At 64.7% G+C, this 15,815-nt stretch carries 15 protein-coding genes; 9 read left to right on the top strand and 6 right to left on the bottom strand.

Annotated features, from left to right (window positions below):
- The first annotated feature begins 6 nt into the window (after positions 1 to 6).
- The 5 genes from HDG33_RS11895 to HDG33_RS11875 are packed head-to-tail and all read left to right on the top strand — an operon-like array spanning position 7 to position 3,124.
- Entirely contained in the window at positions 7 to 933 is a 927-nt protein-coding gene (locus HDG33_RS11895) for a hydroxymethylglutaryl-CoA lyase (protein ID WP_184026336.1), read from the top strand.
- A gap of 34 nt (positions 934 to 967) precedes the next feature.
- A complete protein-coding gene (locus HDG33_RS11890; RefSeq protein ID WP_184026331.1) occupies positions 968 to 1,489 on the top strand; it encodes a YbaK/EbsC family protein in 522 nt (173 codons plus the stop codon).
- Positions 1,490 to 1,494: 5 nt separating this feature from the next.
- Entirely contained in the window at positions 1,495 to 1,740 is a 246-nt protein-coding gene (locus HDG33_RS11885; protein WP_184026326.1) for a DUF1289 domain-containing protein, read from the top strand.
- Entirely contained in the window at positions 1,737 to 2,210 is a 474-nt protein-coding gene (locus HDG33_RS11880; RefSeq protein WP_184026320.1) for a MaoC family dehydratase, read from the top strand. The genes HDG33_RS11885 and HDG33_RS11880 overlap by 4 nt, the downstream gene beginning before the upstream one ends.
- On the top strand, positions 2,207 to 3,124 hold the full coding sequence (locus HDG33_RS11875) for an MBL fold metallo-hydrolase (protein ID WP_184026317.1): 918 nt from the start codon (positions 2,207 to 2,209) through the stop codon (positions 3,122 to 3,124). Before HDG33_RS11880 ends, HDG33_RS11875 begins: the two co-directional genes overlap by 4 nt.
- A gap of 290 nt (positions 3,125 to 3,414) precedes the next feature.
- Here HDG33_RS11875 and HDG33_RS11870 read toward each other — a convergent pair whose 3' ends face one another.
- On the bottom strand, positions 3,415 to 4,353 hold the full coding sequence (locus HDG33_RS11870) for a DMT family transporter (RefSeq protein WP_184026311.1): 939 nt from the start codon (positions 4,351 to 4,353) through the stop codon (positions 3,415 to 3,417).
- Between the two features lie 112 nt (positions 4,354 to 4,465).
- Here HDG33_RS11870 and HDG33_RS11865 point away from each other — a divergent pair, with 112 nt between their 5' ends.
- Positions 4,466 to 4,936, top strand: a complete 471-nt coding sequence (locus HDG33_RS11865) for an Lrp/AsnC family transcriptional regulator (protein WP_184026307.1) — start codon at positions 4,466 to 4,468, stop codon at positions 4,934 to 4,936.
- 49 nt (positions 4,937 to 4,985) lie between these two features.
- On the opposite strand, the gene HDG33_RS11860 is transcribed toward HDG33_RS11865, so the two are convergent.
- Positions 4,986 to 5,876 (bottom strand): alpha/beta fold hydrolase, encoded by an 891-nt coding sequence (locus tag HDG33_RS11860; RefSeq protein ID WP_184026304.1) that lies wholly within the window; start codon positions 5,874 to 5,876, stop codon positions 4,986 to 4,988.
- 317 nt (positions 5,877 to 6,193) lie between these two features.
- On the opposite strand from HDG33_RS11860, the gene HDG33_RS11855 reads away from it, so the two are divergent.
- Positions 6,194 to 7,153: a nitronate monooxygenase family protein gene (locus HDG33_RS11855; RefSeq protein WP_184026299.1), complete on the top strand. Its 960-nt coding sequence runs from the start codon at positions 6,194 to 6,196 to the stop codon at positions 7,151 to 7,153.
- 46 nt (positions 7,154 to 7,199) lie between these two features.
- Here the strand turns inward: HDG33_RS11855 and icmF are convergent, their stop codons facing one another.
- From icmF to HDG33_RS11840, 3 genes are all read right to left on the bottom strand, one after another.
- Positions 7,200 to 10,580 (bottom strand): fused isobutyryl-CoA mutase/GTPase IcmF, encoded by a 3,381-nt coding sequence (gene icmF / locus HDG33_RS11850; RefSeq protein ID WP_184026296.1) that lies wholly within the window; start codon positions 10,578 to 10,580, stop codon positions 7,200 to 7,202.
- A gap of 118 nt (positions 10,581 to 10,698) precedes the next feature.
- Complete coding sequence (locus tag HDG33_RS11845; RefSeq protein WP_184026292.1) at positions 10,699 to 11,631, bottom strand: LysR family transcriptional regulator; 933 nt, start codon at positions 11,629 to 11,631, stop codon at positions 10,699 to 10,701.
- A gap of 151 nt (positions 11,632 to 11,782) precedes the next feature.
- The gene (locus tag HDG33_RS11840) at positions 11,783 to 12,868 is read right to left on the bottom strand and encodes a porin (protein WP_184026288.1); all 1,086 of its coding nucleotides are present in this window, start codon (positions 12,866 to 12,868) and stop codon (positions 11,783 to 11,785) included.
- A 124-nt stretch (positions 12,869 to 12,992) separates the two neighbouring features.
- Between HDG33_RS11840 and HDG33_RS11835 the strand changes: the two genes are divergently transcribed.
- Positions 12,993 to 13,376, top strand: coding sequence for a hypothetical protein (locus HDG33_RS11835; protein ID WP_184026284.1), 384 nt, complete (start codon positions 12,993 to 12,995; stop codon positions 13,374 to 13,376).
- On the opposite strand, the gene HDG33_RS11830 is transcribed toward HDG33_RS11835, so the two are convergent.
- On the bottom strand, positions 13,373 to 13,909 hold the full coding sequence (locus tag HDG33_RS11830; protein WP_311548291.1) for a hypothetical protein: 537 nt from the start codon (positions 13,907 to 13,909) through the stop codon (positions 13,373 to 13,375). The genes HDG33_RS11835 and HDG33_RS11830 overlap by 4 nt on opposite strands.
- A gap of 555 nt (positions 13,910 to 14,464) precedes the next feature.
- Between HDG33_RS11830 and HDG33_RS11825 the strand changes: the two genes are divergently transcribed.
- Complete coding sequence (locus tag HDG33_RS11825; protein WP_184026281.1) at positions 14,465 to 15,490, top strand: bile acid:sodium symporter family protein; 1,026 nt, start codon at positions 14,465 to 14,467, stop codon at positions 15,488 to 15,490.
- Positions 15,491 to 15,815 lie beyond the last annotated feature (325 nt).

Genomic DNA, 15,815 nt, shown 5'->3' with positions numbered 1-15,815 from the left:
CACATCATGGCCTTACCGAAGCAAGTGAAAATCGTCGAAGTGGGTCCGCGCGACGGGCTGCAGAACGAGAAGGAATTCGTGCCGACCGCGACCAAGATCGAGCTCATCAACCGTCTGTCGGCGGCGGGCTTCCGCAACGTCGAGGCAGCGTCGTTCGTGTCGCCGAAATGGGTGCCGCAGATGGCCGACGGCGCCGACGTGATGGCCGGCATCGAGCGCCGCGACGGCACGATTTACTCGGTGCTGACGCCGAACCTGCGCGGTTTCGAAGGCGCGCTCGCCGCGCGCGCCGACGAGATCGTTATCTTCGGCGCGGCGAGCGAGGCGTTCTCGCAGAAGAACATCAACTGCAGCATCGCGGAGAGCATCGAGCGATTCGCGCCAGTCGCCGCGGCGGCGAAACAACATAAGCTGCGGATTCGCGGCAGCGTGTCGTGCGCGCTCGGCTGTCCGTACCAGGGCGAAGTGCCGGTCGCGTCGGTCGTCGACGTCGTCAAGCGCTTCGCGGCGCTCGGCTGCGACGAGATCGATATCGCCGACACGATCGGCGTCGGCACGCCGAAGCGCACCCGCGAAGTGTTCGAGGCTGTGACCGACGTGTTTCCGCGCGAGCATCTGTCGGGACACTTCCACGACACCTATGGCCAGGCGCTCGCGAACATCTACGCGGCGCTGCTCGAAGGCGTCGAGATTTTTCATGCATCGGTCGCGGGGCTCGGCGGCTGTCCGTATGCGAAGGGCGCGACCGGCAACGTCGCGACCGAAGACGTGCTGTATCTGATGAACGGCCTCGGCATCGAGACCGGTATCGACCTCGCGCAAGTGGTCGAAATCGGTGACTTCATTTCGAACGCGATCGGCCGGTCCAACGTGTCGCGCGCCGGCAAAGCGCTGCTCGCGAAGGCGCGCAGCGAAGCAAACACCTGCATATAACTGCAGCATCCATTTTCATTCAAGGTCCCAAACGATGAACGACCTCGCGTCCTTCGACTCCGACGATCTCGCCGCGCTGCCCGACTCGGCACGCCGCGTCGCGCTGCTGCTGCGCGGACGCGGTCACGCGGGGCGAATCGTGATGCTGCCGGAAACCGGCAAGACTTCCGCCGAAGCGGCCGCCGGACTCGGCTGCTCGGTCGCGCAGATCGCGAAGTCGATCCTGTTCCGGCGCCGCGAAGACGACGCGCCGGTGCTCGTGATCGCGAGCGGCGCGAATCGTGTCGACGAAAAGAAAGTGGCCGCGCAGGTCGGCGAGATCGGCCGCGCGGACGCGAAGTTCGTGCGCGAAAAAACCGGCTATGCGATCGGTGGCGTGTGCCCGGTCGGTCACGCGACCGAGCCGGTCACGTTGATCGATGCGGATCTGCTCGAGCTGGAGAGCCTGTGGGCGGCCGCCGGTCATCCGCACGCAGTGTTCAATCTGACCGCGCAGGAGCTGATCTCGCTCACAGGCGCGCCGGTCGTCGATGTCGCGTTGCGCGAGCCGGCCTGAACACGATGGCGAGCGGCAACGATTACGACGACACGGACGACGGCGGTTGCGTGCCGTCGCCGTGCATCAGCGTGTGCAGGATGGATGCATCGACGGGCTGGTGCGAAGGATGCCTGCGCACGATCGACGAAATCGCCGGCTGGTCGACGCTCGACAACGACGCGAAGCGCGCGGTGTGGGACGCGATCGAAGTGCGCCACGCGACGTTAATGGCGCTGCGCACGACATCGACGACGAAGGAGAAGCAATGAACGCCGCGCCGCGCATCGTGACGCCCGGTGAGACGTTCAGTTCGACGCTCGAGTTGTCGGTGGATTCGATCAAATCGTTCGCGACGCTCGTCGTCGATCTGAACCCGTTGCATCACGACGAAGCGTATGCCGCGCAAAGCCGCTTTGGAGGCTTGATCGCGTCGGGCACGCAACCCACCGCGTATTTCATGGCGCTGCTCGCCACGCATTTCTCTACTTACGCGCAACCGCTCGGCCTCGAATTCGATATCAAGCTGAAGAAGGCAGTGCAGGCGCACGACACGCTGACGATCACGTGGCGTGTGCGCGACGCTCACTGGAAGCCGAGCTTGAACGGAGATCTGACCTATCTCGAAGGTTCGGTGGTCAATCAGCGCGGCGAGCTGATGTTGACGGGTACCTCGACGATCCTCGTGATGCCGAAGCCCCCCGCAGTCGCAAACGCGCACGCGATCACGGCCACGCCATGATCGCGCTGCCCGCATCGATCCGGGTTTTCGAGCGCGGCTGGCTGTCGTCGAACAACGTGCTGCTCATCGACGACAGATGCGCGGCGCTCCTCGATACCGGCTATGCGACTCACGCATCGCAGACGGTCGCGCTGGTACGCAACGCGTTGCGCGCGCGGCCGCTCGATCTGATCATCAACACGCATCTGCATTCGGATCACTGCAGCGGCAACGCGCTGCTGCAGGCTACGTGGTCGTGCCGCACGCTGATTCCGTCATCCGAAGCCGATGCCGTGCGCGGCTGGGACGAAACGCGCCTCAGCTTCCGCGCGACTGGTCAAACCTGCGAGCGCTTTGGCTTCACCGGCACGCTGGCACCCGGCGCACGCTTGCGGCTGGGCGCGCTCGACTGGGAGGTGCTCGGCGCGCCCGGCCATGATCCGCATTCGCTGATGCTCTATTGCGCGGACGAACGCTTGCTGATCAGCGCGGACGCGCTGTGGGAAAACGGCTTCGGCGTGATCTTTCCCGAACTCGAAGGCGAAAGCGGCTTCGCCGAGCAGCAAGCCGTGCTCGACCTGATCGCAACGCTCGACGTGCGCGTCGTCATCCCAGGCCACGGCGCGCCGTTCACGCATGTCGAAGCGGCGCTCGACCGCGCGATGTCGCGCGTCGCCTGGTTGCGCGCCGATCCCGCGCGCAACGCAAGGAACGCGCTGAAGGTGCTGATCGTATTCAAGCTGCTCGAAGTCCGCGAGATGAGCGTGGACACGCTATTGCGCATGCTCGACGACGCGGCCGTGATGCGCGCCGCCGCGTCGATGCTGAAGCCGCGCGGCGAATGGCCCGCGTTGCTGAAGGGAATGATCGGCGAACTCGCGGCGAACGATGGACCGCTCGAAGTGGACGGCACGCGCATTCTCGCGCGGCGTTGAACGTGTGATTGGCCCGTGCGGCGGGAAAGCGCACCGGAACGCAAAACCGTGCTCCCAAAAAGAAAACCGCTCGACGAAGCGAGCGGCGGAACATCTGTTGGACGTGATCAGCGTCGCTGTCGATGATACGCGTGTGGGTTTTTGCATCGCATCGGTGATTTCCCTACAGAAATTAGACGCCACGTTTTACGAATGCATACATGATCTGTCATCAAACGGCGTTAGGCGCTTGAACGCTTGCGCGTTATTCCTGGATCCGTAGCAATATCCGATTGAATGTCGAATCGGCATCACGTGGACGATAAGCGCTTTTTCTGCGGCACGATCCGCCACCCGAGATTGACGCCTGCCGCCGCCAGCAGAATCAGCGCGGCGCCGAGCACCTGAATCCATGCGAGCGTCTGTCCGAACGCGAGCCGGTCGACGATGATCGCGACCACCGGATAGATGAACGACAACGCGCCCGTCATCGACGTCGGCAGCTTCTGGATCGCGCCATACAGCAGCACGTACATGAGACCGGTATGGACGACGCCGAGCACGATCAGTTCGAGCCACTGCGCGCCGTTTGCCGGCAACGCGTCGAAGCGTACGAACGGCGCGAGCAACAGCACGCCGAGCGATACCTGGATCAGCGCGAGCAGATGCGGCGGCGTGCCCTTCAGCCGCTTCGTGATGATCGACGACACCGCGTACATCGCCGCCGCGCCGACCGCATAGGCGACGCCGACCAGATACTGCCCCGGCACCGCGAGCACGGCCGGCTCGACCTTCACGACGAACACGAGCCCGACGAACGCGACCACGAGCCACGCGATCGTCGATGCGCTGATGCGCTCGCGAAACACCAGCGCGCCGAGTCCGACCAACATGAACGGCTGCGTGTTGTAGACGGCCGTTGCCATCGAAATCGACGCGCGTGAATACGCGGCGAACAGCAATACCCAGTTCACGACGATCGCCGCGCCGCCGAGCAACGCGAGGCCGAGCATCTTCCACGAAAACAGCTCGCGGCGGAACAGGCCGAGTACGGCGCACACGAGCGCGAGCGTCGCGCCGCCGAAAATGCAGCGGAAAAACACCACGTTGAACGGGCATTGCTGCGACGACACGACGAGCCAGCCGATCGTGCCCGACATCAGCATCGCGATGCTCATCTCCGCCGCGCCACGGCGGATGTCGCTGGGCGAACTGCTCGAGGTCGTGACGGAAGCCTTGTTTGAAGCCATGATTCGATCCCGGATTGTGACTGCATAACTGGCAGTGTAATTAATCCACCCGCGCGAATACATGGCTAGACTTAAGCGTTACCGCATTTTCACCTCATAAACGAAGGCCATCATGAGCAAACGCCTTGCATCGATCACGCCGGTCGCACTCGACGACACCGACCGCGCACTGCTCGCCGCGCTCGCGCAGGACGCGCGCCAGCCGGTCAGCGAACTCGCGCGCGTCGTCGGCTTATCGGCGCCCAGCACGGCCGAACGCGTGCGGCGGCTCGAAGCGCAGGGCGTGATCGAGCGCTTCACCGTGCAGATCGATCCGCGCGCGCTCGGCTTCACGCTGCAGGCGGTAGTGCGCGTGAAGCCGCTGCCCGGGCAGCTGCATCTGGTGGAGGAAGTGATCCGGCGCATTCCGGAGTTCGTCGAATGCGACAAGGTGACCGGCGACGACTGTTTCATCTGCCGCCTGTACCTGCATTCGATCGAGCAGCTCGACGAGATCCTGTCGAAAGTGACCGAGCGCGCGGAGACCAGCACGGCGATCGTCAAGTCGACGCCGGTCGCGCGACGGCTGCCGCCGCTCGGCTAACGAAGGTCCAGCGCAGGTCAAGCGAAGGTCGCGCGAAGCAGCCCGGCGCTTATTGTTCGAGCGCCTCGAAAAACGACAGCATCTCGGCGACCAGTTCGTCAGGCGCTTCCTCGGGCAGATAGTGCCCGCACGATAGCGCGCGGCCGCTCACGTCGCGCGCGACATGCCGCCATTCGTCGAGCGCATCGAAGCATTTTTCGATCACGCCCTTGTCGCCCCACAGCACCCGCAGCGGACAGCCGATCTTGTTGCCGCGCTCGATATCGGCGCGATCATGTTCGAGGTCGATGCTCGCCGACGCGCGATAGTCCTCGCACATCGCGTGCACCGCACCCGGTTGCGCGAGCGCCGCCCGATACGCGTCGAGCGCGGTGGGATCGAACGGTGCGAGACCCGCGTGACGTCCGCCCATCACCGCGTCGACATAGGCAGCCGGATTTGCGCCGATCAACGTTTCGGGCAGCGGCTCGGGCTGGATCAGGAAGAACCAGTGGAAGTAGTGCGTTGCGAACGCGCGGTCGGTGGCTTCGTACATCGCGAGTGTCGGCGCGATATCGAGCAGCATCAAACGCTCGACCGCGTCGGCGTGATCGAGCGCCATCCGGTGCGCGACGCGCGCGCCGCGATCGTGCGCACAGACGAGGAAGCGCTCGAAGCCGAAGTGGCGCATCACCGCGACCTGGTCGGCGGCCATCACGCGTTTCGAATACGGTGCGTGCGCGGCATCGCTCGGCGGTTTGCCCGACGCGCCATAGCCGCGCAGATCGGTTGCGATCACCGTGAAGTGCTGCGCGAGCGGCGCGGCGCAGCGTTCCCAGATCAGATGCGATTGCGGATGGCCGTGCAGCAGAAGCAGAGGCGGCCCGGCGCCGCCCTTCACTCCGAAAATGTCGACATCGCCCACGGCGACGCGAAAAGACGTGAAATTTTCGAAGGCCATGACGTCTCGTTGATCGTTTGAGGTCCGTGCATTGTAGAAGGCCAACAGGTCCGTGCGAGGTGGGATATCCCACGCAGACATGGAACCTGAATACTCCTTCGAACCGTTCCAAACGGGCCTACCGCTCGCGGGTCGTCCACTTCGCCTATAATCGAACGACCGTTCTTAAATGTTTGGCGCGACTTCGGCATGCCGGTATCGTTCGACTGTCACACGCATTCGCCGGTCAACACGCCGCAAGCCGTGTGCCGCTAAACTCATTCATCTATTTGCCGGGCGCACGTCGCACCGGTTGGCCCAACCTGGAGACTCGCACCATGGCATTGCCCGCCGTTCTGCAAAACCTCGCGCTGCCCGTCGTCGCTTCGCCGATGTTCATCGTCAGCTATCCCGAACTCGTGCTGGCGCAGTGCAAGGCCGGTATCGTCGGCTCGTTCCCTTCCCTCAACGCGCGCCCGGCCGAGCTGCTCGACGAATGGCTGACGCAGATCCAGGCGCAACTCGCCGGGCACAAGGCCGCGAACCCGGATGCGGTGATCGGCCCGATCGCGGTCAATCAGATCGTTCATCAGTCGAATGCGCGGCTCGAGCACGACGTGCGCGTCTGCGTCGAGCACAAGGTGCCGATCTTCATCACCAGCCTGCGCGCGCCGGCACGCGAGATCGTCGATGCGGTGCATAGCTACGGCGGCATCGTGCTGCACGACGTGATCAATCTGCGTCATGCGCAGAAAGCGCTGGAAGCCGGCGTCGACGGGCTGATTCTGGTCGCATCGGGCGCGGGCGGCCACGCGGGCACCACCTCGCCGTTCGCGCTGGTCGGCGAGGTGCGGCGCATTTTCGACGGCCCGATCGTGCTGTCGGGCTCGATCGCGAACGGCGGCTCGATTCTCGCCGCGCAGGCGATGGGCGCGGACCTGGCGTACATGGGCACACGCTTCATCGCCACCAAAGAAGCGCACGCGGTCGACAGCTACAAGCAGGCGATCATCAACGCGAAGGCGTCGGACATCATCTACACGAACCTGTTCACCGGCGTGCACGGCAACTACATCCGCGAGAGCATTGCGAACGCGGGGCTCGATCCCGACGCGCTGCCCGAATCGGACAAGACCAAGATGAACTTCGGCGGCGACAAGGCGAAGGCGTGGAAGGACATCTGGGGCGCGGGCCAGGGCGTCGGCCTGATGGACGACGTGCCGGACGTCGCCGAGCTCGTGCGGCGTCTGAAGAAGGAATACAACGACGCGAAGGCGCGGCTCGGCATCGCGCGCTGAGGTGAAGAACGGGGCGGGCCGGGGCGCCCGCTCGCTCGCTCGCGGCCTACATATTCCGCCGATACTGCCCGCCCACCTCGAACAGCGCGTGGGTGATCTGCCCGAGCGAACACACGCGCACCACGTCCATCAGCACCGCGAACACGTTGGCGTCGTCGATCACCGCGCGCTTCAGGCGTTCGAGCGCCTCGGGCGCGGCGTCGCGGTGGCGCGCCTGGAAGTCGCGCAACCGCCGCAGCTGACTCTGCTTTTCCGCATCGGTGGAACGCGCGAGCACCAGCGGCCGCGGCGCTTCATGCGGATGCGCGCTCAGGAACGTATTGACGCCAACGATCGGATACGAGCCGTCATGCTTGCGATGCTCGTACAGCATCGACTCGTCCTGAATCCGCCCGCGCTGATAGCCGGTTTCCATCGCACCGAGCACGCCGCCGCGCTCGGTGAGTCGCTCGAACTCGGCGAGCACCGCTTCCTCGACCAGATCGGTCAATTCGTCGATCACGAAACTGCCCTGATTCGGATTCTGGTTCTTCGCGAGCCCCCATTCGCGATTGATGATCAGCTGGATCGCGACCGCGCGGCGCACCGATTCCTCGGTCGGCGTCGTGATCGCTTCGTCGAACGCATTGGTGTGCAGCGAGTTGCAGTTGTCGTAGATCGCGATCAGCGCCTGCAGCGTCGTGCGGATGTCGTTGAAATCGATCTCCTGCGCGTGCAGGCTGCGGCCCGACGTCTGCACGTGATACTTGAGCTTCTGACTACGCTCGTTCGCGCCATAGCGCTCGCGCATCGCGACCGCCCAGATGCGTCGCGCGACGCGGCCGAGCACCGTGTACTCCGGGTCCATGCCGTTCGAGAAGAAGAACGACAGATTCGGCGCGAAGTCGTCGATCGACATGCCGCGTGCGAGATACGCCTCGACGTAGGTGAAGCCGTTCGCGAGCGTGTACGCGAGCTGCGAGATGGGGTTCGCGCCGGCCTCGGCGATGTGATAGCCGGAAATCGACACCGAATAGAAATTGCGCACGCCGTGTTCGACGAAATACGCCTGAATGTCACCCATCACCTTCAGGCTGAATTCGGTCGAGAAGATGCAGGTGTTCTGCCCCTGGTCTTCTTTCAGGATGTCGGCCTGCACGGTGCCGCGCACGTTTTCGAGCGCGGCGCGGCGCGTTGCGGCGAGTTCGGCTTCGGTCAACGGGCGGCCTTGCTGTTGCTCGCCCAGCGCGATCTGCTGGTCGATCGCGACGTTGAAGAACATCGCGAGGATCGTCGGCGCGGGGCCGTTGATCGTCATCGAGACCGACGTATCCGGCGAGCACAGATCGAAGCCGTCATACAGCGTCTTCATGTCGTCGAGCGTGGCGACCGACACACCCGAATTGCCGACCTTGCCGTAGATGTCCGGGCGCTCGTGCGGCTCCTCACCGTAAAGCGTCACCGAGTCGAACGCGGTGGATAGCCGTATGGCCGGCATGCCTTCCGACAGCAGCCTGAAGCGACGATTCGTGCGCTGCGGATCGCCCTCGCCCGCGAACATGCGCGTCGGGTCCTCGTTCTCGCGACGAAACGGAAACACGCCAGCGGTGAATGGGAAATAGCCGGGCAGATTGTCGAGCATCAGCCAACGCAGGATCTCGCCGTGATCGACGAATTTCGGCAGCGACACTTTGCGGATTTCGGAGCCGGACAGCGTCGTGACCGTCAGCGCGGTGCGGATTTCGCGCTCGCGGATGCGCACCACATGTTCGTCGCCCGCATAGGCGGCCACCGTTTGCGGCCACGCGTCGAGCAGCTTGCGTTCGCGCTCGCCGAGCGCGGCGCCGCGTTGGTCGATCAGCGCATCGACCGACGAGGCGTCGCTGCCCGCCTCGCCGAGCATGCGGCGCGTCTCGACGATCTGCCAGCGTTCCCGCGCGATTTGCGCCTGCGCGTCGGCCCGCTCGCGATAGCCGCGTACCGTCTGCGCGATGTCGGCCAGATAGCGCACTCGCGCGGGCGGCACGATTGCATGCAGGTTGCTCGAAAAGCGCAGGCCTTCGGTCGCGCCGAGCCGTGCGCCGCCCTCGCGCAGGCCATGCGTGCGCAGCGCATTAGCGATGCGCCGGTACAGCGCGGTCACGCCGTCGTCGTTGAAGCGCGACGCGATCGTGCCGAACACCGGCATCGCGTCGGGCGATGTCGCGAAGTCCCCGCGATTGCGCTGCACCTGCTTCGCGACGTCGCGCAGCGCATCCTGCGCACCCCTGCGATCGAACTTGTTGATCGCGACGAAGCTCGCGAAGTCGAGCATGTCGATCTTCTCGAGCTGGCTCGCGGCGCCGAACTCCGGCGTCATCACGTACAGCGATTCGTCGACGAACGGCACGATCGCCGCATCGCCCTGACCGATCCCCGACGTCTCGACGACGATCAGATCGAAACCCGCCACCTTGCACAGCATCAGCGCGGCGGGTAGCGAATCGGAGAGTTCGGTCGATGCCTCGCGCGTCGCCATCGAGCGCATATAAATGCGGGCGCCGCCGCCCCAATCGCCGATCGCATTCATGCGGATGCGGTCGCCGAGCAGCGCGCCGCCGGATTTTCGCCGCGACGGATCGATCGCGAGCACGGCGATGTTCAGCGTGTCGCCGTAGTCGAGCCGGAAGCGGCGGATCAGCTCGTCGGTCAGCGACGACTTGCCCGCGCCGCCGGTGCCGGTGATGCCGAGCACCGGGATGCGTGGCGCTTGCGCGAGCGTCGCTAGCTGGTCGCGCGCGGCGGCGTCGACGCTGTTCGTTTCGAACGCGCTGATCAGTTGCGCGAGGCGGCGGAAGATCGGCGCGGCGGGATCGGCGGGGTGCGAGCCAGCAGCAGTGCCAGCGTGCGGAGCATGGGCCTCACCGCAACGCGGCAACGGCCGCGCGGCCAGCTCGGCGAGCCATTCGCGCACCGGCGTCGGCCGCGCCGCGTCGGCCGCGCGCGCGCCTTCGACGCAGCGCGCGATCATGTCGTCGATCATGCCTTGCAGACCTAGCCGCTGACCGTCGTGCGGCGAGTAGATTTTTTCGACGCCGTCGCGTTCGAGCGCCGCAATTTCTTCGGGGACGATCACGCCCCCGCCGCCGCCGAACACCTTGATGCGCTCGCCGCCGCTTGCACGCAGCAAATCCACGAGGTAGCGGAAGTATTCGTTGTGGCCGCCCTGATAGCTCGACACGGCGACGCCGTCGGCGTCCTCGTTGAGCGCGGCGGTCGCGACTTCGGCGACGGAGCGGTTGTGGCCGAGGTGGATCACCTCGACGCCGCTTGCCTGCAGGATGCGCCGCATGATGTTGATCGACGCATCGTGGCCGTCGAACAACGCGGCGGCGGTGACGAAGCGCAGGCGCCGGCCCGCGGGCAGTTCGTGGCTGCCGGCACGCTGCGGCGTGGACAGATCGGTCATGTCTCCCCCAGATCATTTAACTGATGGGTGTTCACAATCAGTATATAGAAACGGGGTAACACGGCGCCGGGGCGCGGGGCGGGCGATTGGCGACGTATGCTCGGTGCTTCGCGAAACGCTATCGCACCGCCAACGCCTTGATTTCGTCGAGCGACGGCCACAGCGATTCGTTTGCGAACCGCGCCGCCAGAAAATCGACGAATGAGCGCACCTTGGCCGATAGATGCCGTCGGCTCGTGTAGACGACGTGGATCGGCAGCTCCCGCGGCGGCACCTGGTCGACGAGCAGCGGCACGAGCCGCCCTTCGGCGAGATCGCTGCCGATCACCTCGGTGCCCAGCATCGCGATGCCCGCGCCATGCAGCACGACCACGCGCTGGGCCTCGAGCTGATTGACGATCAGGTTGCCCGACAGTCGCACTCGCGAGCCCGCGTCGCCGGTCGCGACTTCGAGCGCCGATACGCCCGCGTACTGCAGATAGTTGTGGCGCGCGAGATCGGCGACGCTCTTCGGCGTGCCATGCTTGCGCAGATAGGCGGGCGATGCGCACAGCACCAGATGCGCGGTCGCGATCTGCCGCGCGATCAGCGACGACGACTTGAGCCCGCCCGGCGACGCGCGGATCGCGACGTCGAAACCCTCGTCGATCAGCTCGACGACGCGGTCGGACAGCGTCATATCGACGGTGACCTGCGGATACTGCGCGGCGTAGTCCGCGACCGCGGCCATCACGTGATTCAGGCCGAACGCCGACAGCGACGACACCCGCAGCCGCCCGTGCGGCACGACGCTTGCCGCGCCGACCGCCTGGCCGGCTTCGTCGAGCTCGGTGAGCGCCTGACTCAGCCGCTCGTAGTACTCGCGGCCTGCCTCGGTCGGCGCGACGCGGCGCGTGGTGCGGTTCAGGAGCCGCGCGCCGAGCTGCTGCTCCAGATGCATCACGTGCTTGCTCGCCATCGCCGCCGACATCTCCATCTTCTCCGCCGCGCCGACGAAACTGCCGGCTTCGACCACGTGGCGAAATACTTTCATGCTGACGAGGGTGTCCATCTGAGTCGCTCGCTTCAGGAATCAATCGACGTCATTTTGCCGGGTTTATCAAAAGGACGGCAGCAAACGCTCGTATTCGACGGCACCCGAAAACGACAAAGCCCGCGTTCCGGGCGGAACGCGGGCTTTGCGGTGACACCGTGGGCCGAGCTCAGAACTTCGCGCGCATCCCCGCGCCATATGTATTGCCGCTCGACTGACCGGTGATGTGGTCATACAGGTACGCGGCATAGACATCGGTGCGCTTGGATAGCGGATAGTCGTAGCCGACCGCCGCCGTCTGGCGCGTCTGGTTCGAACCGCCGCCGTTACGCGAGTACGCATACGACGCCATCACCGTGCCGGGCCCGAACGGCACCGTGACGCCGCCCTGTCCCGTGTTGACGTGCCAGCTCGTGACCTGCTGGTTGTTGTACGTGTACATGTACTGGCCGTACAGCTTGACGAACTTCAGGTCGTACGACACGCCCGCCTGCGCGACGCTCTGGCTGCGCAGACCCGGCACGCCCGACGTTTCGAAGCTGCCGAGGTCGCCCGGCACGTTGTTGAAGTTCACGTACTGGTACACCGCGGTCGCCGCGAACGGGCCGTGGAAGTACAGCACCTGGCCGCTCCACTTCTTCGCGCCGTTCTGGGTCGTGTTGCCGAGCGCGTACATCGCCGTCGCTGAAAGGCCGTTGAAGTTCGGCGACGCATACGACACCGCATTGTTCCAGCCCGAGTCGCCGGTCACGCCCTGGTCGGTCGTGTAGGTCGGGAAGGTGCCGAGGCCGAGGTACACGTGATAGACCATCGGCGAGAACCAGTACGAATCGACGAACGGGTTGAACAGGATCGTCGACACGAACAGCGGCGTCGTCAGGCGGCCGGCGGTCACCGTGCCGTACGGTGATTCGATGCCGACGTACGCATTGCGCGAGAACGTCGTGTCGCCGGTGAAGCGGCCGTACTCGCCGGTTTGCGCGCGGAAGAAGCCTTCGATAGTGAAGATCGCCTTGTAGCCGTTGCCCAGATCCTCGGTCCCCTTGAAGCCCCAGTACGACGTCGACATGCCACCGCCCGACACGACCACCGCGGTCTTGCCGCCCGGAAACTTCTGCGAGCCGACCCATTCGTCGACCTGGCCGTAGAGCTGCACGCTCGATTGCGCGAACGCCGACGACGCGCTCGCCAGCGCGGCGACGCATGCGGTGGCCTTGAGAGTAGTCTTCAGCGCGCTGCTGAGGCTTGTGTTCATTGGTTCTCCAATCTTTGTCAAAAGGGTGTGGCTGTGCGAAAGGGGGCGCTCGCGCGAAACGTTGTTGTTATCCGTTCGATCGTCGAGTCAATCTGGGCGGGTCCCATCTTTGCGGACCATTTTTATGAACAAAAATATCGCTGCTTATTGCGGGTATATCGGTCTGATTAGTTTGGTCGGTTATCGGCTTGATACGACGCTTCAGAGCGGACTGGCGCCGACTCCTGGACGCAATGCGGCATGCGGCGAACGGCGCGCCACGGCGTGCGTGAACGCCTTAAATGACGGGCCGATGACGCGACGCGGCAGAATGCCAGGATTTGACGCTGACCGGTACTTCGATGCCAGGTGTTTTCAAAAAAGTGTGGCGTCGAAACGTCAGATTCGGGGCTACAGCGCAGAGGAAGGCGCGCGAAGCCGCGCGAGGGATCGCGGGAAGGATCTGGAAGACGGGTTTCGGGACTGCGGTGGGGGCGGTGCGGTGGTTTGCGAAATCGCGCTCAGCTAATTCCGGTACGGTGAACCGCCCGGCTGACGCGGATCGTCGGCTGGGCGTTGCAGCGGGCGCGCTGCGCCACGCTCTTCGTTGTAGCGGGCAACGTCGGCGCGGATCGAGCCGTTGCGCATCGGCATGTTGGACGGGGGATGCGGCACCGGACGCGACTCCGCGCTGACCGGCGTGATCGCGCCCGCATAGCCGGACGGATTGCCGACACGGCGCATGCCGGACTTGTAGCTGCCGAAGCCATAACCGAAATTGGCGTCCGCGATATTCGGGTTGCCGCGCTGCGCGCGTGCGTCACGAGAAGCCATCGCACTGCGCGAGCCGCGCGGAGCAGGTGCGCCGCCCGCACCGGCATAACGGTCGTCGCCACGCATCTCCATGCGCGGCGCGCGCCCGGCAGTGTCGCGCGAATGAGCGCCGCCCGCGGCGGCACCGCCGCCATGCGGCCCACCCGGCTCCTTCGCATAGGCGAACGAGCACAGCACGGCGATGACCGCGCCCCACGCCCAGTGCCTCGTTCTCGACAACCCGTCCACCTGTGACTCTCACGCCCGAAGACTTGCCTGAAATCCACCGTTCGAGCTGCGATGGACCTGTTGCGGGAGGAGAAAAGCGCCGCGTTCCTGTCGCGACGCAGGGCATCCCTGCGGCCTTTGAACGAGTAATTTATGGTCGGGGGCAGAGGGTGTCGAGCCAAAAAGTGTTAGGTCTCGTCGGTGGATGTAACACCCTGTTACTGCGGCGTTTTTTCGCGCCGGAGCCCTCGTGCCGACGCGCCTCGGCGGCTTGCTGGCCGGCGTTTTCGCCTAGCCCGCGCGGGCGCCGTTTGTTGCAAATAAACGCTGCTTGCAACGTCAATGGTTAAACGGTTTGTCGCGAGAAAGCACCTCGCCAATACTGAAACCTGGCGCGTCGCACGAATGGGCTCGGCCTGATTGGAGAGTCAATGCGCAAACTTCATTAATCGATTCGGCAAATGAATTTGCGTTTTCAATCGGCTTTCGACAACAATAGCCGCTTTCCATTGGCATGGACCACGCCTGACAGACCCGTCCCATGCTTACACCGCGTCATTGAATCGAGATTGCGACATGGCCCGCCCGAAATTCCTGCCCGATAACTTCACCCTGTGCCTCGTCGGCACCGTGATCCTCGCCAGCTTCCTGCCCGTTCATGGACAGGCCGCCGTGGGGTTCAACTGGGTGACGAACATCGCGGTCGGCCTGCTGTTCTTCCTGCACGGCGCCAAGCTGTCACGCGAAGCGATCATTGCGGGCGCGACGCACTGGCGCCTTCACCTCGTGGTGCTGCTGAGCACGTTCGCGCTGTTTCCGCTGCTCGGCCTCGCGCTTAAACCGGTCCTTTCGCCGCTGGTCACGCCGTCGCTCTACGCCGGCGTCCTCTTCCTCTGCACGCTGCCGTCGACGGTCCAGTCGTCGATCGCGTTCACGTCCATTGCCAAGGGCAACGTGCCGGCTGCGGTATGCAGCGCGTCCGCCTCGAGCCTGCTCGGCATCTTCGTCACTCCAGCACTCGTCAGCGTCGTCGTGACGAGTCAGGCCGCGAGCGGCGGTGCGTCGCCGTGGCATACGATCGGCAACATCGTGCTGCAACTGCTCGTGCCGTTCGTTGCCGGCCAACTGCTGCGCCCGCTGATCGGCAAGTGGATCGAGAAGAATCGCGGCGTGCTGAAGTTCATCGACCAGGGCTCGATCCTGCTCGTCGTCTACGGCGCGTTCAGCGAGGCCGTCACCGAAGGCCTCTGGCACACGATTCCGCTGTCGGCGCTCGGCGGCCTCGTCGTGGTGAGCGCCGTGCTGCTCGCGCTCGCGCTGGCCGTGACGATCTTCGCGAGCAAGCGGCTCGGCTTCAGCCGCGCGGACCAGATCACGATCATCTTCTGCGGCTCGAAGAAGAGCCTCGCCGCCGGCGTGCCGATGGCCAAGGTGATCTTCGCGTCGCATGCGGTCGGCGCCGTGGTGCTGCCGCTGATGCTGTTCCACCAGATCCAGTTGATGGTCTGCGCCGCGCTCGCGCAACGCTGGGGCGCCCGCGACCTCAGCGGCGAGAGCAATGCCGCGGCGCGGCGACCCGCCGCCACCGTCGCGCGCCGTTGAAAACACACGCAATGCAAACAGGACATTCATAAGCGCCCTCCCTGAGCGTCGTTTTGATCGTGTGAAGCAAGCCGCCTTCGGGCGGCTTTTCTTTTGGCTCTTCACTGGCCTTTGTCGTTATTTCACGCGCAAACGCTCTCGCTGTCGCCTCGGCCGGATGGCATAGGACGATTCTCGAACCGTCCCGAAAACGGCGGCCCGCCTGCTGTTTAGTCTGTTTTACTAAACAGCTTAATTTCCGACAACTCTATACAATACGGGTATTTACCTGTGTCATGCCGGCGTTTTGCGGGCGGCTTTAGCTGCGTTTTACTATACAATCGCC

Source organism: Paraburkholderia sp. Cpub6 (genome assembly GCF_014201065.1).
In the GTDB taxonomy this organism is placed as follows: domain Bacteria; phylum Pseudomonadota; class Gammaproteobacteria; order Burkholderiales; family Burkholderiaceae; genus Paraburkholderia; species Paraburkholderia tuberum.
This window is presented reverse-complemented; position numbering and strand designations above follow the sequence as displayed.

Bases quoted from the DNA above. Each gene is read 5' to 3' on its own strand.
- HDG33_RS11855 (WP_184026299.1), top strand. From the start codon at position 6,194: ATGGCATTGCCCGCCGTTCTGCAAAACCTCGCGCTGCCCGTCGTCGCT.
- HDG33_RS11870 (WP_184026311.1), bottom strand. From the start codon at position 4,353: ATGGCTTCAAACAAGGCTTCCGTCACGACCTCGAGCAGTTCGCCCAGC.
- HDG33_RS11890 (WP_184026331.1), top strand. From the start codon at position 968: ATGAACGACCTCGCGTCCTTCGACTCCGACGATCTCGCCGCGCTGCCC.
- HDG33_RS11860 (WP_184026304.1), bottom strand. From the start codon at position 5,876: ATGGCCTTCGAAAATTTCACGTCTTTTCGCGTCGCCGTGGGCGATGTC.
- HDG33_RS11835 (WP_184026284.1), top strand. From the start codon at position 12,993: ATGAACAAAAATATCGCTGCTTATTGCGGGTATATCGGTCTGATTAGT.
- HDG33_RS11845 (WP_184026292.1), bottom strand. From the start codon at position 11,631: ATGGACACCCTCGTCAGCATGAAAGTATTTCGCCACGTGGTCGAAGCC.
- HDG33_RS11825 (WP_184026281.1), top strand. From the start codon at position 14,465: ATGGCCCGCCCGAAATTCCTGCCCGATAACTTCACCCTGTGCCTCGTC.
- HDG33_RS11865 (WP_184026307.1), top strand. From the start codon at position 4,466: ATGAGCAAACGCCTTGCATCGATCACGCCGGTCGCACTCGACGACACC.
- HDG33_RS11880 (WP_184026320.1), top strand. From the start codon at position 1,737: ATGAACGCCGCGCCGCGCATCGTGACGCCCGGTGAGACGTTCAGTTCG.
- icmF (WP_184026296.1), bottom strand. From the start codon at position 10,580: ATGACCGATCTGTCCACGCCGCAGCGTGCCGGCAGCCACGAACTGCCC.
- HDG33_RS11840 (WP_184026288.1), bottom strand. From the start codon at position 12,868: ATGAACACAAGCCTCAGCAGCGCGCTGAAGACTACTCTCAAGGCCACC.
- HDG33_RS11885 (WP_184026326.1), top strand. From the start codon at position 1,495: ATGGCGAGCGGCAACGATTACGACGACACGGACGACGGCGGTTGCGTG.
- HDG33_RS11895 (WP_184026336.1), top strand. From the start codon at position 7: ATGGCCTTACCGAAGCAAGTGAAAATCGTCGAAGTGGGTCCGCGCGAC.
- HDG33_RS11875 (WP_184026317.1), top strand. From the start codon at position 2,207: ATGATCGCGCTGCCCGCATCGATCCGGGTTTTCGAGCGCGGCTGGCTG.